The organism is Psychrobacillus sp. FSL K6-1415, assembly GCF_038003185.1.
Classification (GTDB): domain Bacteria; phylum Bacillota; class Bacilli; order Bacillales_A; family Planococcaceae; genus Psychrobacillus; species Psychrobacillus psychrodurans.
Genome location: NZ_JBBOOQ010000001.1, coordinates 2,436,565 through 2,460,617 on the forward strand (window position 1 = coordinate 2,436,565; position 24,053 = coordinate 2,460,617).

Sequence of the window (24,053 nt, forward strand, 5' to 3'; positions counted from 1 at the left end):
GTTACACCTCCTCGCTGGATAGCCCTTTCTTTCCCAAGTAACGATATAGCGTTGTTGCTCCTATTCCTGTGGCTTCTTTAATTTGAGATAAGGAGTAGTCTTTACTTTCATACATCTTCATGGCAAGCATAATTTTTTTTGATTCAACCTTCGGTCTACCTCCATTTCTTCCCCTAGATCTAGCTGCCACCAACCCATCTTTCGTTCGTTCACTAATGATATCCCGTTCTAATTCAGCTATGCTAGCCAACATTCTGAAAAAGAATCGCCCCATAGCTGTTGTTGTGTCAATTTTATCCTGAATAGACGCGAAATGGATTCCTTTTGCTTCAAACTGTTCCATGAGTTCGATTAAATGTTTGGTACTCCGACTGATACGATCTAATTTATAGACAACTACTGTGTCACCCTTACGTAATACTTTAAGAAGCTCCTCCAACTGCGGGCGATTTTTCCTTTTACCAGATTCTTTTTCTTCAAAAGTTTCGTCCACTCCATGACGATCCAATGCATCAAGTTGTAATGATAATGACTGATCTTGCGTACTCACACGTGCATAACCAAATTTCAATTTGAAACTCCCCTTTCCATACAAATTAATTATACCAAAAAGGGGGTTAAGGCTGATGTATTGGTATTCTGTTTTTGGTTATAGTTTTGGGTATGTATTTTAGCACTATTTGAGACTTTTAAAGACGCTCACTCACCATAACCATAAACGGTCGTTTATGGTTGTTGTTTTTTAACAAGAAAATAGATATTTCTGTTAAAAATAGATAAGAGAATGTGAAAAAGGTGTATTTAAACTAACTAGGCAGGATAGTCGAATTCTTAGTGTTGACAGGAATAAGAAGTTTGTATTAAAATAAAAATTGATTGAAAGACCAATTTAAAAATTGAATAACCAATATAAACGAGAGGAAGACCCTGATGGAAAACAAACAATCTTTTATTGCTGAAGCACGAAGAGAACAGATTATTCAAGCTTGTATTGATACACTCGATGAACTTGGCTATACAAATGTCAGTTTAACTAAAGTCGCTAAAAAGGCAAAAGTGAGTACAGGATTAATTTCGTATCATTTTTCTGGCAAAATGGATTTAATCAATCAAACCTTAGTGCATTTATTTAACAAAAAATTGGATTTTATTAGTGGGAAGGTTGTTCGAGAAGAAACGGCTATTTCACAATTAAAAGCATATATTGAAGCTAGTTTGGCTTACCAAGTGGCTAATTATAAAAATAATATCGCATTGATTGAAATTGTCTTTAACGCTAAAGACGAAGAAGGAGTGCCTTACTATAAAGCTGATGATGACGAGGAAGATCTGTTAAATGTATTGCTCAAAGAGATTTTATTAGAGGGACAAAAGAAACAAGAGTTTTCTAATGAATTTGATGTAGAAATGATCTGTGTTCTGATTCAAGGTGCAATAGAAGAAAGTATGCTTAAAAATAGGGCTTCCTTTAGTCTTGAGAAGTATAGGGATGATTTAACTAGAGTAATAACAAAAATAGTTATGTAACATCAAAAGGTCTATTTCCCTTTAATTAGAATAATTGATGGTTGAATAAGGATATATATTTATGCGTATTTGTTGTTTGATAATTATTATTTTCATTTGTATTGAATATTTTTGTCAGAATTTCAAGATACTCTAAACATCTTAATTCAACTATTTTTAACTATAAAGTCTCGGAGGTAACAATCCCAATGAAAAATACATCCACAATTGGTATGGGTTTCTTGGAAAAATTGATTGCAGTATTATTTCCTATTGTTTTAGGAACGATAGGTTGGTTTCTTCCAAAGTTGTTGGAATTCGTAAAAAGAATATCTTTCTTTTCTGATTCAAAAGTCATTGAACTTTTGGATGCATTCAACCCTTTTTGGGTGTCTATTATCTTGATGTTCGTAGGTGTAGTTATAGGTGTTCTTTTATCACTAACAGTTTATAGTGAAGCACTAAAAATGAGCATAAGCGATCAAGAAATATTGATCAATAAAGATGATAAAGAAAAGATAATTAGAAAATCTGAGGTAAAAGAAATCTTTATGGAAGATAATAATGTCGTAATTACTGGAAATAAAGGTCAAGAACTTTTGAGTGAAAAGACGGATATTAAGAAGGAAAAAATACGAGAAATCTTTCTGTATCATCATTACCTTTGGTGTGAACAGGACCCTTATGTAGATGAATTCAAACTTTGGGCCCTAGAAGATCATTTACTTGGGGAGAACACCAATTCAATCTTATATGAACGTAGAAATGCAATTAGAGAAGGAGATAAGAAAAAGGCAAAAAATTTAAAAATGGATTTAAATGAGCTAGGGGTAGTTGTGAAAGATCAGGGTAAGGATCAATATGTACGAAAGATTTAACTAAACAAGCCAAATTTAAAAAAGTCGGTTCCTTAGCGTATAGGAATTCGACTTTTTAGGTTGCAATTTGCTTAGCGTATAATATATGCGTTTTGTCGACATGACCCCTAATTACAGTCATATATTCTAAGACGTTTCATTATTAAATTTCCATTATTAATTACAAATAACGATTTTACTCTTTACCATTATAGACAAATCATACCTACAAAAAAAGCTTCATGTTTATACATGAAGCAAATCCTTTTAAATGTTTGAATATTCTTTTTCAACTTTACAAATCCTAGTTGAGTAAGAAGAGTACCAATCTTGTTTACCTTTTTCTTTAACCTTTCTGTGAGAATCATTTTCTTTCCATTCCTTAATGGCTTCTAAAGAGACCCAGTAGGATACGGTTATTTCTAGTCCCTCTAAATCGCAGGTCCTATCTACTCCTAGAAACCCCTCTTGTTTTGAGGCAAATTCAATCATCAATTCAGCTGCTTTCATGTAATTTTTTTTATCCTCTTCGGTTCTTTGAGAGGTAAAAATAACTGCATAATATGGGGTAGCCGTATTTGCTATAAACATAAAGTAATTCCTCCTTACATTTAGTCTGAAAATATCGCTGAGTACGTTTTGATATTTGAACATAACTAGAGCTAAGATATTCAGATTTTTCCCAAAAAGAAATCTATTCTAGCTTATATATTATAGACATGTTAAGTGGTATTTAAACCCTACCTGAAACAACATAGAGAGGATTTAATTTTAAAAGAAAGTTAACTTAAATACTTTAGCTTTTAAAAATAATGAAGTAATTACAATAAGAGCCTTTTCAATCTGACTCAATTATTTTAGCCTGATTTTCAGCCCTTCTTGCGTTAATCCTTCTTGTAGCAACCCATCATAGTTTAAAAACCTCGCTATTATACATTAATAAAATTGAACTGATTTAAATAAGGCAGCTCAACAATATCACTCACTTAATCCATGATTCAAATGAAACCAAACAGTCAATCGATAGTCAATACCGTCAATTGGCTACATTATAGTGTGCTTATTCCTGTCTCAAAACGTTAGTTAGTGTTTATATCCACAGCACACAGTATTTAGCCCATAAACAACAAAAAGGCAGAGCAAGAATGCTCTACCTTTTTATCGTTTCATTAATAAACAGATGTATTTTCTTTTGTTATGTTTTCTAGAATTTCTTTCACACGTGCTAGGAAGCGACCGGCAACTAAGCCGTCTAATACACGGTGGTCTAGTGAAAGACATAGATTTACCATATCACGCGCAGCAATCATTCCGCCGTCCATGATGACTGGACGTTTCACGATAGATTCTACTTGTAAAATAGCTGCTTGAGGGTAGTTGATAATTCCCATTGACTGAATAGAACCAAATGACCCTGTGTTGTTTACAGTGAATGTACCACCTTGCATTTCGTCTGATTTTAATTTGCCAGAACGAACTTTTGATGCTAGCTCATTTACTTCACGACCAATACCTTTAATCGTTTTTTCATCAGCATTTTTAATAACTGGAACATATAGCGCATCTTCTGTCGCTACCGCTATAGAAATATTAATGTCTTTTTTCTGAACTATTTTGTCCCCAGCCCACATGGAATTCATCATCGGGAATTCTTTTAATGCCTGCGATACAGCTTTCACGAAGAAAGCGAAGTATGTAACATTAAATCCTTCTTTTTGTTTGAATTCATTTTTGATAGAGTCACGATATTGAACCATATTCGTAACGTCCACTTCAATCATAGTCCATGCATGAGGAGCTTCGTGTTTACTGCGTAGCATATTTGCTGCAATTGCTTTACGAACACCAGTCACAGGAATTTCGATATCTCCAACCGCTACTGGAACATTAGCAGATGTTGGCTTTGGAGCTGGTGCACTAGCTGCAGTAGGCGTAGAAGGAGTTGATACCGCTTTAGGCTCTGCTTTTGCTGCTACTGGAATTTCTCCACTCTCCACAATTTTCAGAAGATCCTTACGAGTTATACGTCCTTCGTTACCAGTACCAGTAACTAAAGAAAGGTCGATACCATGTTCTTGTGAAATTTTTAACACTGCTGGTGAATAGCGAGCTTTAGCTCCTTTATCACGTTCTACAGGAGCAGCATGCTTTTGTACTTCCGTAGGTTTAACAGTTTCTGCAGTAGGCTCTTCAGGAGCAGCCTCTTTTACCTCCACTATTTCCTCAGAAGCTCCACCTTCTGTTTCTATTGTACAAACAATTTCACCAACAGCTAGTGTATCTCCTTCGTTTGCGATCAGTTCTTTAATAATTCCTGTAAAGGAAGATGGCACTTCAGCAGTTACTTTGTCCGTGTTAACTTCAGCTAGCGCATCATATTTGTTAACATGATCACCTGGTTTTACTAACCATTTTTCAATCGTTCCTTCAGTTACACTTTCCCCTAGCTGGGGCATTTTTATTTGTTCGATTGCCATTCGTTTTCCTCCTTATCAAATTCGCCTTGGCGTATTTGGGTCCAGATTTTTATCGAGCTTGCTCGATAAATTCCTTAAAAAAATCTGTAACATCCGCCGGAGGCATTAACTTCATTTGGCAAAGTCTTTTTTTTGCTGAAAGAAGTTAGTATTCCGCTAGCTCACGCATCGCTTTTTCGACTTTATCTGGATTGATCATAAAGAATTTTTCCATCGTTGGTGCATATGGCATAGCTGGAATATCAGGACCAGCAAGACGCATAATCGGTGCATCTAGGTCAAATAAGCAGTTTTCTGCAATGATTGCAGCAACTTCCCCAATAATACTACCTTCTTTGTTATCTTCTGTTACTAGCAGAACTTTACCTGTTTTAGATGCAGCTTCAATAATTCCTTCTTTATCTAAAGGATAAATTGTACGTAAATCTAAAATATGTGCTGAAATACCGTCTTTTTCTAAACGTTCAGCAGCCTGTAGTGCAAAATGCACAGCAAGACCGTACGTAATAACCGTGATATCTTCCCCTTCACGTTTCACATCCGCTTTCCCGATTTCGATTGTGTAATCTTCTTCAGGAACTTCACCCTTAATAAGACGATACGCACGTTTATGCTCAAAGAACATAACAGGATCTTCATCGCGAATTGCAGCTTTTAATAAACCTTTAGCATCATAAGGTGTAGATGGAATAACGATTTTTAGACCAGGCTGGTTAGCAAAAATTGCTTCTACCGATTGGGAATGATAGAGTGCTCCGTGAATTCCTCCACCGAATGGAGCACGGAAAACGATCGGACAAGTCCAATCATTGTTAGAACGGTAACGAATACGTGATGCTTCGGAAATAATTTGGTTTACCGCAGGCATGATAAAGTCAGCAAACTGCATTTCCGCAATGGGACGTAGCCCATACATCGCAGCTCCGATCCCAACACCAGCTATAGCAGATTCTGCAAGAGGTGTATCTAGCACGCGATATTCTCCAAATTCATCATATAGACCGTTTGTCGCTTTGAACACTCCACCTTTACGACCAACATCTTCTCCAAGTACGAAAACGCGTTCATCGCGAGTCATTTCTTCTTTCATTGCAAGTGTGATTGCATCAATATAAGACATGATTGCCATTATGCATTCCCTCCTTCTTGTTCAGCATAGACGTGCTTCAAGGCATCTTCAGGAGCAGCATATGGAGCATTTTCTGCATAGTCCGTTGCTTCATTTACTTCCTTCATAATACGATCATTAATCTCTTTTTCTAAATCTGTAGATAAAATATCTAAATCACGCAAATACTTTGCAAATGTAATAAGAGGATCTAACGCTTTTCCTTCTGCAATATCTTCCGCAGTACGGTATTGTCTATCATCGTCATCGGAAGAGTGAGCTGTCAAACGGTACGTCACAGCTTCTATTAAGCTTGGTCCTTCGCCATTACGAGCACGATCTGCAGCTTCCTTCACTACTCTGTATACCTCGATTGGATCTTTCCCGTCAACAGTTACACCAGGCATACCATAACTGGAAGCACGGTCTGCAACCGTTTTACTCGCAACCTGACGCTCAAATGGTACAGAAATAGCATAATTATTGTTTTCAACCATTGTAATACATGGTAATTGGTGAACTCCTGCAAAGTTTAATCCTTCATGGAAATCTCCTTGGTTAGAGGAACCCTCCCCAAGAGTAACAAAGGTAATAAAATCTTTTTTCTCAATTTTCGCAGCTAAAGCTACTCCTACAGCATGCGGCAGCTGAGTTGTAACGGGTGAAGAACCAGTTAAGATTCTATTTTTCTTTTGTCCAAAATGACCTGGCATTTGACGACCACCAGAGTTTGGATCTTCTGCTTTTGCAAAAGCGGAAAGCATTAAATCTTTGGCAGTCATGCCAAAGTGTAAAACAACTCCCATATCACGGTAATAAGGAGCAATATAATCCTTTGTGTTATCCAGTGCAAAAGCTGCTCCTACTTGAGCGGCTTCTTGACCTTGACAGGAAATTACAAAAGGAATTTTCCCAGCACGGTTTAATAACCACATACGTTCATCGATACGACGTGCCATTAACATCGTTTCAAACATTGTTAACACATCTTCATTTGTTAAACCTAATTCTTCATGACGGTTTGTTGTCATATAGAACTCCCCCTCTATTAATATACAAGCAAATTGCTTCTCATTTCAGTATTTCTCTAGCTCCGAGCGCACCCTCTTTAGTCGTTTCAGAATGACAGAGAAAGACAAAGGACGCTTCTTACTTCAAGTCCTCCAGCGCTTTTTGCTGCTGGTCGGCATTTGCCACTTCTCTACATATGAATAGCTTTACCATCTACAGCTAATGCTGCTTCGCCTATTACTTCACTTAGTGTAGGATGTGGGTGAATTGTATGCGCAATTTCCCATGGTGTTGCGTCAAGAACCATTGCTAAACCAGCTTCTGAAATCATATCAGTTACATGTGGTCCTATCATATGAACCCCTAGAATATCATTTGTCTTTTTATCTGCAACGATTTTCACAAATCCATCAGATTCGCCGTACACAAGTGCTTTTCCAATCGCTTTAAATGAGAATTTACCAACCTTTACATCAAATCCTTGTTCTTTTGCTTGTTGTTCCGTAATACCAACACTTGAAGCTTCAGGATTCGAATAAATACAACGTGAAACTAATGTATAGTCAATTGGCGAGATGTCGTTACCCGCGATATGTTCAATCGCAGTAATTCCTTCATGGCTGGCCACATGTGCTAATTGAAGTCCACCGATTACATCTCCAATCGCATATATATGAGATTCTTTTGTTTGGAATGTTTCTGACACTTGGATAAATCCTTTTTCTACAACGATATCTGTATTTTCAATGCCAATACCTTCTACATTTGCTTGTCTGCCAACAGAAACTAACATTTTTTCTGCTATAAAGGTTTTCATTTCACCATTTATCTCTGCAGAAATTTGTACTTCTTTTTCTTTTGTTTCTAATGTCTCTGGAAGTACTTTTGCACTTGTAACAAATGTTATACCCTTTTTAGCAAGTAGCTTTTGCATTTCTTTCGAGATATCCTTGTCTTCAGTCGGTATAATACGATCTGCATACTCGACCACCGTTACCTCTACTCCAAAATCATTAAGCATAGATGCCCATTCTATTCCAATAACTCCGCCACCTACGATTAACATAGTTTTTGGTAACTCTGTCATTGCTAAGGCTTCATCAGAGCTCATGACAAATTCGCCGTCAATTGTTAATCCTGGTAAAGTACGTGGTCTAGAGCCAGTGGCGATTACTACATTTTTAGGTATAAGCATTTCATTTTCGTCGCCATTATTCATTTCTATAGATATAGTTCCACCTGGAGAAGGTGAAAAGATAGAAGGTCCTAACATTCTTCCTGTACCTTCATATACATCTATTTTGCCTTTTTTCATCAACCCTAGCACACCTTGATGTAATTGGTTAACAATCGATTCCTTTCGTGCCTGTACGCGACTAAAATCGAGTGTTACCTCTCCAGTATTTACACCGAAGTCAACTGCATGATTTTTAGTAGTTGCATATACTTCCGCACTACGAAGCAAAGCTTTACTAGGAATACACCCTTTATGTAAACAAGTACCACCTAAATTTCCTTTTTCAACGATTGCTGTTTTTAATCCAAGTTGAGCCGAACGTATAGCAGCAACATATCCGCCCGTACCACCACCAATAATTACTACATCATAATCTTTTGCCAACTTTACCATCTCCTTTAATATCCATCTAAGAAGGCCGCTTTACTTTAAAAGAAAGACGGCCTACTTTAGTTCAATAGATGAAATTAGTTGTTGTATTAACGTCCGTTTAAGATATGTTTACCATTTTGTAAGAATTGACTACGTGATTTGCTTACACGTGCAATACGTTCTTCCGCCAAACGGTCAGCAGCAACATATGATGGCACGCCATCGCGTTTTGAGATTTCAAAAATGCGTTCAATTTTATCGTAAATTGTAGCTACACGTTTCATCGCACGCTCCGCATTGTAGCCATATAATTCATCCGCTACATTGATAACGCCACCTGAATTAATAACATAGTCTGGTGCATAGACAATGCCCATCTCATGAATTGTATCTCCATGCGTTGTATCACGTAATTGGTTGTTTGCTGAACCAGCAATTACTTTCGCTTTTAGTTGTGGAATTGTATTGTCATTAATAATCGCACCTAAAGCACATGGAGCAAAAATATCTGCTTCTTGCGAATAGATATCATTAACATCAACTTGAACTGCTCCGAATGCATTCACTGCACGGTCAACCGATGCTTGGTTAATATCTGCAACAATTAGTTTTGCGCCTTCTTTGTGTAAGTATTCGCAAAGCGTGTATGCAACATTACCAACACCCTGTACTGCTACAGTTTTACCCTCTAAAGAATCTGAGCCAAATGCTTCTTTAGCTGCTGCTTTCATCCCTACATAAACACCGTAAGCTGTTACAGGCGATGGATTACCTGAAGAACCAAATGCTTCTGAAATACCAGTTACATAATTAGTCTCCTCATGGATTAAGTCCATATCCGCTACAGTTGTTCCAACGTCTTCAGCTGTAATATAACGACCATTTAACCCCTGGATGAAGCGACCAAAAGCACGGAACATTTCTTCATTTTTATCCTTTAATGGATCTCCAATAATTACAGTTTTTCCACCACCAAGATTTAATCCAGCTGCTGCATTTTTATAAGTCATACCTTTTGCAAGGCGTAATGCATCCTCAATCGCTTCTTCTTCAGTTGCATAATTCCACATACGTGTCCCACCAAGTGCAGGACCTAAAGTAGTATCATGAATTGCAATTATCGCTTTTAACCCTGAAGTTTTATCTTGGCAGAATACCAATTGTTCGTAATCATAAGTTTCCATATATTTAAAGATTTCCATGTGTAGTTCCTCCTATTAGTTAAATGGGCCTTACTTATATATTCAATACCCCTATTGTTTGAAGTGTCTCCCATTTATGCTAAATGATATTTTTCTAATTTGTAATAAAGCGTGCGGAGTGAAATGTTAAGTTGTTTGGCGGTTCGTGATTTATTTCCCCCAGAAAGTTTTAATGCTTGTGCCAATACTTTCTTTTCCATTTCATCCATTTGTTCTGCTAACGTACCAAGTGAAGTCTCTCCCTTGTCCTCACTTGGTATAACCAACATTGACTTTGGTAGATGGTATTCTTCTACCGTTCGATCATTTGGCTGCAAAAATATCATCGAACGACTGATGACATTTTCCAACTCTCGAACATTCCCCGGCCAGTCATATAGAAGTAAACTCTCCATTGCTTCTTCAGAAAAACCTTCAACATTCCGACCAAATTCTTGATTTAACTTCACGAGCAAATGCTCTGCTATTGCCGGAATATCCTGTTTACGATTACGTAAGGAAGGAATATGTATTGGCATCCGATTCAATTGATAATAAAAATCTTCTCTAAAAGTACCTTCTAGCATTGCTTTTTCGAGGTTCAAACTACTTGATGCGATGATTCTCACATCTACAGGTATTGATGTCGTTCCCTCTACTCGAATGATTGCATTTTCTCTCAGAACACGTAGCAGCTTTGCCTGTGTCTTTTTCGTAAGTTCCCCAACTTCGTCCAAGAAAATTGTACCATTTATTGCTTGTTCAAAAATCCCAGGTTGTATAAACCCATCTTTTTCAGACCCAAACAACTCTGTTTCTAGCAAATGTTCTTCCGTTGAGCTACAGTTTACACGAAGGAACGGATAATGCGATCGATTACTTTCACTGTGTATTGCAAGAGCGAATAAGTCTTTTCCAGCACCAACCTCTCCCCTTAAAAGAACGGTTACTGAAACGCTTGCTGCTAGCTTTGCTTGCTCAATCGTGAAGTTTATTTCGTTTGATGTACCGACAATATCTTCAAAGCTATATGTTGCCCCTAACGTTCTGATTAGCGTGCGAGCATGATCTAATTCTTTCATTAGCCCGCGCATTTCAGTCATATCGTGTATTACTCCAACACTACCTTTTAACTGTTGGTTAACGATGATAGGCGCTACATTGACGATAACATCTTTTTTCAGTTTCCCTACTCGTAGATTAACACCACGAACAGGCTTTCGAGTTTGCAACACTTTTAGGTGAATACTTTCCCCTTCTGAAATATCAGCTGTTGCGGGTTGCCCAATTACTTCTGCTTCGCTAAATCCAGTTATTCTTGTGTAAGCAGGGTTAATAAGAATACCTTTACCTTCTTCATCCACAACGGAAATAGCATCTTCACTTGAATAGATAATTGCCTCTAGCATTTTTTGAATTTCTGTTAGGTTTGTAATTTCTTCAGCTAGTCGAACTACTTCCGAAATATCCTTGAAAACAGCAAATGCCCCGACTTGTTTTCCTTCTTCATTTATCATTGGATAACGCGAGGTGACAATTTTGGTACCGCTTTCAAGAATGAGTTCTTTGTTTAGTTCGACACGACCTGTATCGAATACTTTAGGTAATTCACTTAAGGAAATTACTTCATGAACATGTTTTCCAATGGCATTTTCGACAGATATTTGTGTCATTCTTTCTGCACTTTTGTTAAATAAATTTACGATGCCTTGATCATCAATTCCAATCATACCTTCTTCAACAGAACTGAAGATTAACTCCTGCATCATCGTTTTGTGATCAATAATGTTTATATACTTATTTTTCTCTTCTAAAAGTGAAACAATTAAGTTGGCAATCTCGCCCGGTATTAATACCGCAGTGGCTGGCCTATTTGCAAGAAGCTCATGAAATACCTCTTTGTTTCCCGTAACATCAATGATGATCTGAATATCATCATTTAGGAGAGGTTTCCAATCTTTAAACGTAGGAATATTAGTCTCTTTTGCAAGTTTTAGCCCGGGAGCTTTTTCATCAATGTCTACAATAGCTTTGACTTGAAGATATTCAGCCTGTTGTATCAATTTCAAAAGTGCACATCCTCCATTACCAGCACCTACTATAAGTATGTTTTGCAAGAATATGCACACCCCCATTAATCATCTGCAACTTATTGCACTTCTCATTTATCATAACGCAAGTTTCTTTCGTTGACAATCATATTGTTGATAGTAAAATTAAATTAGTAAGAACAGGAGTGAAAAAAATGGCTCGTTTAGCGGCTTTAATCGTGTTATTAATTCCTGGAATTTTAGCAGCATTTGGGATTAAATTAATGAGAGATACATTTTTCGGATTACAAATCCTCCCTATTGGTGGCTTGGTCATACAATTTATAAGCGGATTAATATTTACGGTTCTAGGATTAGGCTTCTTTGCAGGGTTCTTATTGAACCGTGATCGTAAAAATGGGAAAGTAGCTCCACGATTTCAAAAGAAAAAAGACGTAGACTTATAATAAAAGTCTACGTCTTTTTTGAAAGACAAAATTCCGTGAACACTGGATTTATGGCACTTAAAAGAATGAATAATACTACTAACATCCGTTTCATGCGAACTCTCAGAGTGGAAATCAGGTATATCTACGTATTTATTTTTAGTGGACCGGGCGTCTATAACCTGGTCTTTTTTGTTGTTGAATTACTTTTTCTGGGTAATCAGTGATCCATCCAATTACAGATTCATGTGGATTCAGAATATACTTTTCGTTGCCCTTTATGTTATAAAAGCGCATTGGAAAACCAGCATCCCATACTCTCTTCATTAAATTAGTATCGTAAAATTTTTTATTGAAGTGAATTGCATCTATTTCTTTAATAGACAACACATAATCCCAATCTGAATTTTTTTTGCCAATAAAAGCTGTTTGGACTTCTCTTCCCATCGCGTGTATTGTTTGCAGGATACTAAATTCGAAGGAAGAAAAGTGAACATCTGAAATGTGTGAAGCTTTTTCTACGACCTCTCGAATTTTTTCATTTTTCCCAAGAAAAGATTCCTTCAATTCTACATTTAATTTTATTCCTAATGGGGTCACATAGTGAATGAATTCATCAAAGGTCACTACTTTAGAATAGAAAAACTTACGGTAGAACACCCGACCGAGTTTTAGCTGCAATACTTCCTCTGCAAGCATATCAGTAATTCTTCGTTTATTTCCCGCTAATCGAAAAAAATCAATATCATGCGTAACAAAAGGTACGCCGTCTGCTGAAAGCTGTAAATCTAATTCAATCCCATCTACTCCTAGCTTTACAGCTCTTTTAAACGCTTTCATAGAATTTTCAACTGTTTTTGCTGCAGCACCACGGTGAGCATACACAGGTATATTAGACATTTAACTCCCCATTTTCCAATTTGAATTTCCCTTGGGTTTGTTTTGTTAGATAAGATGATTTGTTTCCAATTTGAATAACCGTACCTGGATTTGCTTCTCTTTTAATATCGATAAAATAATCTGACGTGTGTCTTAACATTTTCAAAATCCGCTGAATCTCCTCATCTAACTCTTTCACTTCACGTTGAATTTCATTATATTTTTGCTTCGTTTGTTCATATACAGCTACTTGTTGAACAGACATTGAACTCTTAAATTGATTTAATTGACTTAAACTAAAATTGAGCTTAGTCGTTTCTTCCTGTAACTTCATCATCTCTTGTGCTTTTGTTTTCGCATTTTCCGTTAGAATTTTTCGGTCTATTCCTTGGACTACCAATTCCGTTTTCCTTTCTGAATTGTTTCCCGTATATGCAGATGTGATTGAATTGATAGCAATAGCTTTACCACCAATAATCTTCCCTTTGCGCTCATCTAATATCAATTCATTACAGAAAATCTTAGACCCTAAAGAATAAAATCCAATGTGAATAGTATCTTTTGCCTCTAAAGTACATTCATTAGCATGTTTAACAAATATATTATGATGTGCCTCTACTTTTGTGATTCCTCTGCCAAATATGCCGCCTTTAATGAACACGTCTCCTTCTGTCGATTTTATAAGTTCTGCTGAATGTACGCCTTCATTAGATTCAATGGAGATATCACCGGAAGAGACTATTGAGTAACCAGCCATTACAGTTCCTCTAACTTGAATAGAGCCGTCAAATTTCAAATTACCTGTCTCCAATCCCACATCACCATCGATGACAAGATGCTTTTGAACCGTAAGTACTCCGTTTACTTCTCCAATTACTCCTTTTGTTTTTGAACGTAAAACTGTCTTACCGTCCTCTTCCACTTCATACGCGGATTTAGTGTCATATTTTAGAGGTAAATCATCACCCATCAATGCAGGTACGGATTCTCCAAGAATATTCTTACCCTCTGTTCCTTGCTGTGCAGGAATTTTTTCACCAAGCCATGATCCCTCATCAATCTCTACGATGAAGTTCATATCAAAGTAATCCGCTTTGCCATCTTCATTGATAACTGGTGTTTTTTCTGCTTGCTGTAAATAAGATATTTTGGCATTAGCACCTTTTTCAGGTGGAACTCCTTTTGCAATTATGTATGATTTACCCGTTTTAATCGAATTTAAATCCAATGGTTGCTGACCAAATACAATTCCATTGTCCTGCAGTAATTTTTGTATATTCTTTTGTAGACTTTCTAAGTTTTCTTGTATAAAGTTCTGAGACTCGTAGATAGTGATTAACGCTTCCATTTTATCAATACTTATCTCTAACTCCATACTATCGATCCAGCTTCCTACCTCAATAGGATCGTGTGAACCACTTTCTACAGCTTTTTTTACAGCCATAAAGTTAGAAATCTTCAACCTTGGATGATTTCTAGTTAATTCATCAACTTTCTTAAGATTGTAATGATCTTTTTTAATAGTCATAAATACTCGTCCATTATCTGCAGAAAGCATTATTTCATCATTCTCAATGATTATCATAACTCCGAACACTTCCTCTCATCATTATTATACTCACTATTAAAAAATAGAGTGCTAAAAATTTTGAATTTGCTAAAAATATCGCTATTAATACCTAATTTTAATTATTATTAATTAATTCCACTACAACCAATACAGATATTTAGACTTATATAAAAACTCTATTAAAGGGCACAAAGTAATATGAATAATAATTCTTACCAACATAAAAAGTCCTCATTCTTCCTTTTGTAAATAAGTAAAACTGTGAATAAAGCACCTAAACCTAACTTTAAAAATATGAATGTTTGTTTAATATCGTAATATAATATTCGTTTTTTAAAAGTAATCCCGTTGATTGGTGTGGCAAGGCGGCGACTCCAATCAACGGGAACAGCCCGAGCTGAAAGCCCCGCAGGAGCATATGTTTTCGTAGTGACGAGGAGATGAAGCCGTGCCCGCTGAAAAGCGTCCGCCTAGAGCGGAAATTAGCGTTGTTCGGATTTAACTATATAAAATTCTTTATGAGATTGATTCACCTATTTACTTTTTAGAAAAACTAAGTGTGTTTTTGAATAACTAGTGAACAACTTATTCATCAAAAAAACCAGCGAATTATAAATTCGTTGGCTTTATTGGTGGCAAGTTTATATGCTTTTAAATTAAAATCTAGTTATTTAATAAATTGGAAGGTTTATAATTTATGATTAGTCCGGTAACAGGAACATTTAACTAGCCATATTCTCCATACGAATTTTATCTGCGATCATTGCTATAAACTCTGAATTAGTAGGTTTTGATTTTAAATGATGGACAGTGTAGCCGAACAATTTAGAAATAGTTTCATAGTTTCCACGGTTCCACGCTACCTCTATAGCATGTCTAATTGCTCGTTCTACACGAGATGGTGTCGTTTGAAATTTTTTAGCTATTTCTGGATATAAAACCTTTGTAATGGAGCCTAGCAATTCAATATCACTATAAACCATTTGGATAGCCTCTCGTAGGTAGGAGTATCCTTTAATATGTGCAGGAACACCAATCTCTTTAATAACATTCGTTATTGTATTGTCAATCATACGCTTATTTTGTAATGCTTCTTTCTCGGGACTAGTTTTTACAGGCGCTTCTTGAACAAAACCTTTTTTGGCTGCTACTTGTTTAATTTGAGTTACTAAGCGTTCGAATTCAAAAGGCTTCAGCATAAAATAGGATGCTCCCAAATCTACAGCTTGTTTCATGACATCCTCTTGTCCAAACGCGGTGAGCATGATTACTTGGATATCTTTAAGTTTATTGTCTTTTTGTAGATTATCTAAAACAGCAATTCCATCTAAATGTGGCATTATAATGTCGAGTAGTAATACATCCGGCTGAATATTCTCTAAAAGTTCTAAACAAAGTTTCCCATTTGCTGCAGTCCCTATTATCTCGATTTCAGGATGCTGATCAAAGTAGGATTCCATCGTACGAATTAAGTCTTTATTGTCATCTACAATTGCAATTTTTACCTTTTCCATTTTCTCATCCACCTTTTGTAATTTTTCACTCAGATACTATTCTCTTTAATTTCCTAATATCCTTTATTCTTATTAAAAATAAGGCTTTTATAATACATTTTCGTTATATTGCGACAAATTTTTGAATATTACAACAACAATGTCGAATTTTCTTTATTTCATCTTATATCTAAAACAATAAAAAGGATAGACCCAAAAAATAAACTGTACCCTTTGTAAAGGACATTTTGAAAAAGGTTAGGCAACTTGTTGAAGCTGCTGTCTGTATTTTGCAGGCGGCAGCTTTTTTAAATTCCATTGGCCTCTATAATAATTGTAATATATCATATAACACTTCACTTCTTGTTTTACTTCTTCTAATGTTTCGCATTCTTTTATATTTGTTTCATCTTTAAAATGCCCAAAGAATGATTCTTGTGGAGCATTGTCCCAACAGTTTCCACGGCGTGACATTGACTGTCCAAGATTCATCTTTTTCACTAATTTTTGATAGGTCGGATTTGTGTAATGAAATCCCTGATCCGAATGAATAAAGGCATCATTTCGAATATGTGAATGACGACGTCTTAATTGGTGAAGTGTATCTAATGCGATGTCTAATGTAATTTTATCTGAGACTTCATACGCTAAAATTTCATTCGTCTCTGCGTCTTTAATCGTGGATAAATAAGCACGCTTTCCGCTTCTGTAGTTTAAATATGTGATATCCGTTAATAACACTTTTCCAGCCAACCCTTGTTTAAAGTTGCGCTGCAATTCGTTCGGGCATGTGCGATGTTCTTTTGTTGCTTTCGCCATGCGGCGATAGGGATTCGCTTTTCGAATTGGACAAACAATCTCAAATTTCTTCATAATGCGGCGAATACGTTTTAAGTTATATGTAATCTGGTACTGGTTTTGGAGTGTCATTTTAATTTGGCGTGCTCCTTTTTTGCGTCCTCGGAAATGATACGCCTTTAAAATGATGTTTTTCACCACCTCGTCCGAACCGCCTTTAATTGCACGTTTTTGAATGGATTTTTCATCAAAGTAATTGTAGAAACCTGATCGAGATACATCCATTACCTCGCAAAGATAACTTACCATACGCTTTAACTCATACTTTTTAATAATCTGGTTAATGAGTTCGAATTTTAATTCTGGCGCAATTTTTATTTCTTCTTCACCATCTGCCTTTCGAGTAAATCGAGCTTTTTTAGGAGTTCGTTCTCTGCCTCAAGTAATCGAGTCTTCGCTTCTAATCGTGCATACTTTTCCTCGAGACTTAGTTCTCGTTCAAGTGGGCGACCAGAACTATATTTCCGAGAATCTTCTAACCCAGTAATTCCTTGGTTTTGGTATGCTGTTTTCCATCGAGCTGCCGCTTTATGAATGCGTGTCATCCCCATCATTTCGATATCAAATCCTGCATCTTCAAAAATTTCACGCGGAAACTTCCCAAATTCATTTTCAGTAATAAATAATCGTTTAAATTCATCTGTGTACGTAATCGCTTTATTGCTTACAGCTTTTACATATGGATTCTTTTTTAGTTCTTTTTGTTGGTTAGGTGTTAAATAATTTTTAGTCATAATTTATCGCTCCGAATACTGTTTTTTTCATTATAAACAAAAAGACCCTATAAGATGACCTTTTTTAAAGTGTCTATCTTATAGGGTACAGTTTAAAACGGAGTCTATCCTTTTTATTTTATCATGGATTCTTTTTCATCATTTCTGTTATTGCTAATGCTGCACCATTTTCTGGTTTATCTACATACATGTGAGTTACGACTCCGACTAGTTTATCTTTTTGCATGATTGGACTTCCACTCATACCTTGTAGAATACCGCCCGTCTTTTGAAGCAACTTCTTATCGGTTACTGTAAATTGAAAAATATGGCCTTCTACTGAAGAAATTTCTATTGCAAAATCTTGTACTTTTTCACCATCGATTGAGGTCCTCATAACTGCTTTACCTGTGTTTATTTCTTCTTGATCTACAATTTCTACTTGTTGCATGGATATATTTTCTAATGCACTATTGTCCAATTTTCCAAAAACACCGTATACATTATTTTCATTTACTCCACCGATTGGTAAAGTATTTGAGTTATGGGAGGTTATTTTATAGCCAGGTTTTCCAGGCGTACTTTTCTTTATCTGTTCGATCGAAGATAAATATATGGATCCCTCCGAAAAATTCGGAGTTATTCCGGATTGTTGGTCCACTATTTGGTGACCTAACGCACCAAATTCTTTCGTAATGGGGTCAAAATAGGTTAAAGTACCAATACCTTCTGTAGCATCCTTCAAAAAAGGAAGCAATTTCACCATTTGAACTGAACTTATACTTTTCGTATACTTTTCTTTTTTATGCTCATACTGGATAATAATTTGTGTACTATCTTTTATATTACTTTTTACGTCCATCAGATTTGTCACTGGCTTATCATTGATCAGATGAATCAAATCACCAGTTCGCAACCATTCATCATCTGAAAGTAAAACATCACTGCTTACAAAAACAGAACCATATTGTAAATCAATTTGAATGGACTGTCCTAGTGGTACTACTGAAGTTTCCTCTGCAAAAGCTGAATTGTTCGCGAAGAATAAAGTAAAGAAGAGTAGTGGAATTAGCGACCATTTACGATAGTTTTTCTTCATATTTCACCTCCCTATATTGATACTATGTCCTACAAAATGTCGGCTATGAAAGGTAAATAATTGATAAAATAAAACTGAAATCAATGGTTTTTTTTTACCCTAAAGATTTTGTTTTGGCTCAAACATTGAAGTGGGAATGTTGGGATCTTTTAAAACATGGTAAAAAAAAGACCTTGATCACAAGGTCTTTAAAGATTTCTTATAATTTTTTTTCTATTTTTCGCTAATTTTAAAAGCTCTTTCGAATGCTGTAAAGTGGTGCTTGTAATTTCCGCACCAGACATCATCCGACTAAGCTCTTCTGCTCGTTTTTCATTTTGGACTTCTTCTAATACAGTAAATGTCCGATTACCACTGACTTCTTTTTTAATCATTAAATGCTGATCTGCCATTGCAGCAACTTGTGGTAAATGAGAAATACAAAGTACTTGTGAATTCGAAGCAATTCCTGAAATTTTCTCTGCTATTGATTGCGCAACACGTCCACTTACTCCTGTATCAACCTCATCGAAAATAATAGATGTAATGCCTTGATGCTCGGAGAAAATACTTTTAAGAGCAAGCATCATACGTGATAGTTCCCCACCGGAAGCAATTTTAGTTAATGACTTCAGAGGTTCTCCTACATTCGTTGAAATATAAAACGATAAATCGTCTAACCCATTTTCATTGTAAACTGGTTTAACTGATTCATGAAACATAACCGAGAAAGTTGCCTTTTCCATATATAGTTCCTGTAATTGCTCCATGATGGCAACGCTTAAATGTTTAGCAGCATTTTTCCGTTTATCCGTTAAGTCATTTGCCTCTAATTCTAAATCAATTTCAATTTGATGTATTTTTTCAGTCATTCTTTGAATTTGCTCATCACGATTCACTAACTGATCTAAACTGTGTTGAATTTGGTCTTTGTATTGTAAAATTTCTTCAATAGTTGAACCATATTTTCTTTTCAAGGTTTGGATAGCAGCTAAACGCTCTTCTACGATTTGTAACTGATTGTTATCAAATTCCATTTCATCTAATTCATTTTTTAGTTGATAGGCTGCATCTTGCAATATGTAAAAAGCTGATGATACGTTTTCGCTTAGCTCCATCATATTTTTATCGACATCTGCTATATCCTGAAGATCAGCCATTGCCGTTCCTATATAATCTAAACCTTTTGATTCCGCCAAAATAGCATCATACGCAGTACTCATTTTGTCGAAAACCTTATGGAAATTTTGTAATTTCTTTTTCTGTTCCTGTAGTTGCTCCTCTTCTCCAATGACTAAATTTGAATCGACTATTTCTTCTACCTGAAACGTGTATAAATCAATTTTATGAGCAATCTGTTGTTCGTTCTCCGATAATTTATCTAGTTCTTTTTTCCACTTTTTGTATTGCTTATAAAGTTCTTGATAAGATTCTTTCACTTCTTTTAGATTTTCTCCAGCAAATTGATCCAATAAATGAATATGTGCTTTATCATCCATTAACTCCTGACTCTCATGCTGCCCATGAATATCTATTAATGAAGCACCAATTTCTCTTAAAATACCAATTGTTACAAGTTTCCCATTGACTCTGCAGACACTTTTACCTGACTGGTTGATATCTCTTCTTAAAATGATAGATTCATCTTCAATATCAATACCAACGTCTGCCAGTTTTCTCACAACACCATGATGGGGATTGGAAATAATAAACAAGCCTTCTAACTCAGCTTTTTTAGCTTCATGTCTAATGAATTCATGTGAGCCTCTACCACCACATAACAAATGCACAGCATCAATTATAATAGACTTTCCTGCTCCAGTTTCCCCAGTAAGCACAGTAAGTCCTTCTTCAAAACTGACGGTCAATTCATCAATAATCGCAAAGTTTTTTATCGTTAGTTCCTTCAGCAATTGTTTTCACCTCATTTTAGAGCATTTCGAGTAAGCGATCTTTAATAGTTTGACTATCTTGTTCCTGCCTACATAGGATCAAACAAGTATCGTCACCGCAAATAGTTCCTAAAATTTCTGGCCAATCTAAGTAATCTATCAAGGACCCTATTGCATGTGCATTACCAGGTAATGTTTTCATTACTAAGAAATGGCTAGCTCCATCAATACTAACGAACGCATCAGATAATGCTCTTCGTAGTTTTTGTATAGGATTAAAGCGTTGGTCTGCAGGTAAACTATATTTATAATTACCATTTGGCAATGGCACTTTAACTAAATGAAGTTCTTTAATATCTCTCGATACTGTTGCCTGAGTGACATTATATCCCGCATTTTTTAGAAAATCGACTAAATCATCCTGTGTTTCAATTTCGTGCTTTCCAATAATATCTCTTATGCGAATATGTCGTTGTCCCTTATTCATATTGGGTTCACCTCATTGTATATTTATACTGTTTACTTTATACAATAGCATTGGATTGGAAAAGTAACAAGAAAAAAGCGACTCTTTCACAAGAGCCGCAAGTTATTTAAGTAGTTGATGTGCTTCGTCTACTAGTTTTGCAAAATCTATCTGATGCGGTGGAAATTCTTCACCTACGATATTCGTGAGATGAAATAGAAATTCTATGTTTCCCTCTCCGCCAGTTATAGGTGAGAAAGAAGCGTTTTTTAATCGAAAACGCTGACTTTCCGCAAAATTAGCTATGTCATTCAAAACATCAACATGGACTGCCTTATCTCTTATTACTCCTTTTTTCCCTACGCGATCCTTGCCTGCCTCGAATTGAGGCTTTACAAGAGCAATTACATCTCCATTAGGTACTAAAATTGTTTTTAATGTCGGAAAGATAAGTTTTAAGGAAATAAATGATACGTCAATTGATGCAAATGATGGTAAACCCTCTAAAAAGTCTGCAGGAGTTGAGTATCTAAAATTCGTTTTTTCCATAACAGTTACACGAGCATCTTGCCTTATTTTCCATGCTAATTGGTTGCTTCCCACATCTAACGCATAGGCATGCTTAACACCATTTTGCAAACCACAATCTGTAAAGCCACCAGTAGAAGAACCGATATCAAGCATAATTCTGTCTTCTATACTTAAGTTAAATTGTTCCAATGCTTTTTCTAGCTTTAATCCACCACGGCTTACATACTTTAATACCTGACCTTTTACAGTTAAAACAGAGGTATTTTCCACCTTTTCTCCAGGTTTATCAATTCGCTCTTCGTTTTTATAAATAAGTCCTGCCATTATCGCACGTTTAGCCTTTTCTCTTGTTTCGAATAATCCTTGTTCGACTAATAATACGTCTACTCTTTCTTTCGGTATTTTAGTCATGATGAGATATACCTTGAAGATTCACTTACTTTGCTGGTCACTACCTTTACAATCTCATCTGAAGTAATATGAATTTCTTCCAGTAATTGATTTACCTCACCATGTTCGATAAAGATGTCTGGAATACCCATTCGGTGAACATTTGCATGTATGTTATGTTCATTATAAAACTCTATTACTGCACTACCGAAACCACCTTGAAGAACACTCTCTTCCAATGTAACGATAGGAATATTACGAGCCTGTAGGTCTCGAAGCATTTCTCCATCTAATGGTTTTATAAAACGCGCATTAATAACTTCTACTGAAACATTATTTTTTGAAAGAATTTCCGCAGCCTTCATAGCCATTGGTATAGTTGTTCCAAATGTAAGAATAGCTGCCTGTGTACCTTCTTTTAGTACTTCCCAAGAACCAATTGGAATAGTTTTCAATTCTTCATCCATCGGAACGCCAAGACCATTTCCTCTTGGATAACGAAGTGCTATTGGTCCATCCGAATAATCGAAGGCAGTCTTAACCATATGCTGTCCTTCATTTTCATCCTTAGGCATCATAATGACCATATTCGGCATATGACGTAAGAAGGAAATATCAAATACCCCTTGATGCGTTTCTCCGTCTGCTCCGACTAAGCCAGAACGGTCAATACCAATGACAACATTTAGGTTTTGTCGACAGATATCATGAAGAATTTGATCGTAAGCACGTTGAAGAAACGTCGAGTAAATGACAAGCATCGGTTTCATACCATCTGCAGCCATACCTGCAGCCATTGTAGTAGCATGCTGTTCTGCAATACCTACATCGAACATGCGATTTGGAAACTCAGAAGCAAACCCTTCTAACTTGGAACCTACTGGCATTGCAGGAGTAATTGCTACAATACGTTTGTCTGTTCGCGCAAGCTTCCTCGCAGTTTCGGCAACTAATGCACTCCATGAAGGTCCTTTTGAAGTTGATTTGACAAAATCACCAGTTTCCATTTTATATGGACCTGTTCCATGCCATGTACCTATTTTATCAAGCTCCGCAGGTTTATAACCTTTTCCTTTTTTCGTTATAACATGTAGAATTACTGGACCTTTCATTTTCTTTGCATATTGTAAGTTTTCTTCTAATGCTACAAAGTCGTGACCATCGATTGGACCGAGATAGGTAAATCCTAGTTCTTCAAAAAATGCTCCTGAAACTAGTAAATACTTTAGACTATCTTTCACCCGCTCTGCTGTAACTGCAAGTTTTCCACCAACTGCTGGGATTTTTTTCAGCAATGATTCTAACTCATCTTTTGCCTTGTTATAAGTTCCATGAGTACGTAATCTACCTAACACATTATGGAGAGCCCCTACATTAGGTGCGATAGACATTTCGTTGTCATTTAAAATAACTGTCATATCGGTTTTTTCATGTCCAATATGATTTAAAGCCTCTAATGCCATACCTCCAGTAAGAGCACCATCTCCAATTATTGGTACAACATAATTTTTCTTGTTTTGAATATCCCTAGCCTTTGCCATCCCCATTGCTGCAGAAAGTGAAGTTGAGCTATGCCCTGCTTCCCATACATCATGTTCACTTTCAATACGCTTTGGAAACCCACATAATCCCTTAAATTGACGCAGTGTATCAAATTGACTCGCTCGCCCTGTTAAAATCTTATGGACATATGCTTGATGTCCAACATCCCACAGAAATTTGTCTTCTGGGCTATTGAATGATTTATGCAAAGCAATTGTTAGTTCTACTACTCCTAAGTTCGGCCCAATATGCCCACCTGTTACGGCTAAATTTTCTATTAAAAACGATCGAATATCTTCACTAAGTTCCTTTAATTGTTCATTATCTAAACTTTTTAAAAAGGATGGGCTAGAAATTGAAGTTAAATCCATTGCCATCACACACCTTCTATTAGATTTCCTTCTTTACAACTAGTT

Annotated in this window: 20 protein-coding genes; 3 read left to right on the forward strand and 17 right to left on the reverse strand. The window is 36.1% G+C overall.

Annotation, left to right across the window (positions count from 1 at the left end):
• Nucleotide 1 precedes the first annotated feature (1 nt).
• Complete coding sequence (locus MKY60_RS11480) at nt 2-571, reverse strand: recombinase family protein (protein ID WP_076315855.1); 570 nt, start codon at nt 569-571, stop codon at nt 2-4.
• 359 nt (nt 572-930) lie between these two features.
• Between MKY60_RS11480 and MKY60_RS11485 the strand changes: the two genes are divergently transcribed.
• Together MKY60_RS11485 and MKY60_RS11490 are read left to right on the forward strand one after the other, a co-directional pair.
• A complete protein-coding gene (locus MKY60_RS11485; RefSeq protein ID WP_071220739.1) occupies nt 931-1,527 on the forward strand; it encodes a TetR/AcrR family transcriptional regulator in 597 nt (198 codons plus the stop codon).
• Between the two features lie 188 nt (nt 1,528-1,715).
• On the forward strand, nt 1,716-2,384 hold the full coding sequence (locus MKY60_RS11490) for a YqeB family protein (RefSeq protein WP_071220738.1): 669 nt from the start codon (nt 1,716-1,718) through the stop codon (nt 2,382-2,384).
• A gap of 246 nt (nt 2,385-2,630) precedes the next feature.
• Here the strand turns inward: MKY60_RS11490 and MKY60_RS11495 are convergent, their stop codons facing one another.
• The 7 genes from MKY60_RS11495 to MKY60_RS11525 all read right to left on the reverse strand — a co-directional run bounded on the left by MKY60_RS11495 (nt 2,631) and on the right by MKY60_RS11525 (nt 11,866).
• Entirely contained in the window at nt 2,631-2,954 is a 324-nt protein-coding gene (locus tag MKY60_RS11495; protein WP_340879871.1) for an antibiotic biosynthesis monooxygenase family protein, read from the reverse strand.
• Nucleotides 2,955-3,532: 578 nt separating this feature from the next.
• Nucleotides 3,533-4,840 carry a dihydrolipoamide acetyltransferase family protein gene (locus MKY60_RS11500; protein ID WP_241600637.1) on the reverse strand — a complete coding sequence of 436 codons (1,308 nt, stop codon included), beginning with the start codon at nt 4,838-4,840 and terminating at the stop codon, nt 3,533-3,535.
• A gap of 145 nt (nt 4,841-4,985) precedes the next feature.
• Nucleotides 4,986-5,969, reverse strand: a complete 984-nt coding sequence (locus MKY60_RS11505; protein WP_090563651.1) for an alpha-ketoacid dehydrogenase subunit beta — start codon at nt 5,967-5,969, stop codon at nt 4,986-4,988.
• Complete coding sequence (locus tag MKY60_RS11510; protein ID WP_241600638.1) at nt 5,969-6,979, reverse strand: thiamine pyrophosphate-dependent dehydrogenase E1 component subunit alpha; 1,011 nt, start codon at nt 6,977-6,979, stop codon at nt 5,969-5,971. Before MKY60_RS11510 ends, MKY60_RS11505 begins: the two co-directional genes overlap by 1 nt.
• Before the next feature lie 170 nt (nt 6,980-7,149).
• Nucleotides 7,150-8,580, reverse strand: coding sequence for a dihydrolipoyl dehydrogenase (gene lpdA / locus MKY60_RS11515; RefSeq protein WP_241600640.1), 1,431 nt, complete (start codon nt 8,578-8,580; stop codon nt 7,150-7,152).
• Nucleotides 8,581-8,675: 95 nt separating this feature from the next.
• On the reverse strand, nt 8,676-9,770 hold the full coding sequence (bcd, locus tag MKY60_RS11520) for a branched-chain amino acid dehydrogenase (RefSeq protein ID WP_093496802.1): 1,095 nt from the start codon (nt 9,768-9,770) through the stop codon (nt 8,676-8,678).
• A 74-nt stretch (nt 9,771-9,844) separates the two neighbouring features.
• Entirely contained in the window at nt 9,845-11,866 is a 2,022-nt protein-coding gene (locus tag MKY60_RS11525) for a sigma 54-interacting transcriptional regulator (RefSeq protein WP_241600641.1), read from the reverse strand.
• Nucleotides 11,867-11,994: 128 nt separating this feature from the next.
• Between MKY60_RS11525 and MKY60_RS11530 the strand changes: the two genes are divergently transcribed.
• The gene (locus tag MKY60_RS11530) at nt 11,995-12,246 is read left to right on the forward strand and encodes a DUF2627 domain-containing protein (protein ID WP_090563660.1); all 252 of its coding nucleotides are present in this window, start codon (nt 11,995-11,997) and stop codon (nt 12,244-12,246) included.
• A 138-nt stretch (nt 12,247-12,384) separates the two neighbouring features.
• On the opposite strand, the gene MKY60_RS11535 is transcribed toward MKY60_RS11530, so the two are convergent.
• From MKY60_RS11535 to dxs, 9 genes are all read right to left on the reverse strand, one after another.
• Complete coding sequence (locus tag MKY60_RS11535; RefSeq protein WP_241600642.1) at nt 12,385-13,125, reverse strand: glycerophosphodiester phosphodiesterase; 741 nt, start codon at nt 13,123-13,125, stop codon at nt 12,385-12,387.
• Nucleotides 13,118-14,689, reverse strand: coding sequence for a DUF342 domain-containing protein (locus MKY60_RS11540; RefSeq protein WP_241600643.1), 1,572 nt, complete (start codon nt 14,687-14,689; stop codon nt 13,118-13,120). Before MKY60_RS11540 ends, MKY60_RS11535 begins: the two co-directional genes overlap by 8 nt.
• Before the next feature lie 707 nt (nt 14,690-15,396).
• Nucleotides 15,397-16,188, reverse strand: coding sequence for a sporulation transcription factor Spo0A (gene spo0A, locus MKY60_RS11545; protein ID WP_093496806.1), 792 nt, complete (start codon nt 16,186-16,188; stop codon nt 15,397-15,399).
• 237 nt (nt 16,189-16,425) lie between these two features.
• Nucleotides 16,426-17,759 (reverse strand): IS3 family transposase gene (locus MKY60_RS11550; protein WP_340928296.1). Its coding sequence is split into 2 segments (ribosomal slippage): nt 16,426-17,372 and nt 17,372-17,759, totalling 1,335 coding nucleotides; the frame shifts between segments, so codons are not numbered across the junction.
• Nucleotides 17,760-17,880: 121 nt separating this feature from the next.
• Entirely contained in the window at nt 17,881-18,837 is a 957-nt protein-coding gene (locus MKY60_RS11555) for a SpoIVB peptidase S55 domain-containing protein (protein WP_093496656.1), read from the reverse strand.
• Between the two features lie 188 nt (nt 18,838-19,025).
• The gene (recN, locus tag MKY60_RS11560; protein ID WP_093496655.1) at nt 19,026-20,729 is read right to left on the reverse strand and encodes a DNA repair protein RecN; all 1,704 of its coding nucleotides are present in this window, start codon (nt 20,727-20,729) and stop codon (nt 19,026-19,028) included.
• A gap of 16 nt (nt 20,730-20,745) precedes the next feature.
• On the reverse strand, nt 20,746-21,195 hold the full coding sequence (ahrC, locus tag MKY60_RS11565) for a transcriptional regulator AhrC/ArgR (RefSeq protein WP_093496654.1): 450 nt from the start codon (nt 21,193-21,195) through the stop codon (nt 20,746-20,748).
• 102 nt (nt 21,196-21,297) lie between these two features.
• The gene (locus tag MKY60_RS11570; protein WP_241600740.1) at nt 21,298-22,116 is read right to left on the reverse strand and encodes a TlyA family RNA methyltransferase; all 819 of its coding nucleotides are present in this window, start codon (nt 22,114-22,116) and stop codon (nt 21,298-21,300) included.
• Entirely contained in the window at nt 22,113-24,008 is a 1,896-nt protein-coding gene (gene dxs, locus MKY60_RS11575) for a 1-deoxy-D-xylulose-5-phosphate synthase (RefSeq protein WP_241600745.1), read from the reverse strand. The genes MKY60_RS11570 and dxs overlap by 4 nt, the downstream gene beginning before the upstream one ends.
• Nucleotides 24,009-24,053 lie beyond the last annotated feature (45 nt).

Excerpts from the sequence above, each read along its gene's own strand:
- MKY60_RS11495 (WP_340879871.1), bottom strand. The coding sequence starts at position 2,954 with ATGTTTATAGCAAATACGGCTACCCCATATTATGCAGTTATTTTTACC.
- ahrC (WP_093496654.1), bottom strand. The coding sequence starts at position 21,195 with ATGAATAAGGGACAACGACATATTCGCATAAGAGATATTATTGGAAAG.
- MKY60_RS11570 (WP_241600740.1), bottom strand. The coding sequence starts at position 22,116 with ATGACTAAAATACCGAAAGAAAGAGTAGACGTATTATTAGTCGAACAA.
- MKY60_RS11490 (WP_071220738.1), top strand. The coding sequence starts at position 1,716 with ATGAAAAATACATCCACAATTGGTATGGGTTTCTTGGAAAAATTGATT.
- MKY60_RS11485 (WP_071220739.1), top strand. The coding sequence starts at position 931 with ATGGAAAACAAACAATCTTTTATTGCTGAAGCACGAAGAGAACAGATT.
- bcd (WP_093496802.1), bottom strand. The coding sequence starts at position 9,770 with ATGGAAATCTTTAAATATATGGAAACTTATGATTACGAACAATTGGTA.
- MKY60_RS11535 (WP_241600642.1), bottom strand. The coding sequence starts at position 13,125 with ATGTCTAATATACCTGTGTATGCTCACCGTGGTGCTGCAGCAAAAACA.
- MKY60_RS11540 (WP_241600643.1), bottom strand. The coding sequence starts at position 14,689 with ATGATAATCATTGAGAATGATGAAATAATGCTTTCTGCAGATAATGGA.
- spo0A (WP_093496806.1), bottom strand. The coding sequence starts at position 16,188 with ATGGAAAAGGTAAAAATTGCAATTGTAGATGACAATAAAGACTTAATT.
- dxs (WP_241600745.1), bottom strand. The coding sequence starts at position 24,008 with ATGGATTTAACTTCAATTTCTAGCCCATCCTTTTTAAAAAGTTTAGAT.
- MKY60_RS11555 (WP_093496656.1), bottom strand. The coding sequence starts at position 18,837 with ATGAAGAAAAACTATCGTAAATGGTCGCTAATTCCACTACTCTTCTTT.
- MKY60_RS11505 (WP_090563651.1), bottom strand. The coding sequence starts at position 5,969 with ATGGCAATCATGTCTTATATTGATGCAATCACACTTGCAATGAAAGAA.
- MKY60_RS11510 (WP_241600638.1), bottom strand. The coding sequence starts at position 6,979 with ATGACAACAAACCGTCATGAAGAATTAGGTTTAACAAATGAAGATGTG.
- MKY60_RS11530 (WP_090563660.1), top strand. The coding sequence starts at position 11,995 with ATGGCTCGTTTAGCGGCTTTAATCGTGTTATTAATTCCTGGAATTTTA.
- MKY60_RS11500 (WP_241600637.1), bottom strand. The coding sequence starts at position 4,840 with ATGGCAATCGAACAAATAAAAATGCCCCAGCTAGGGGAAAGTGTAACT.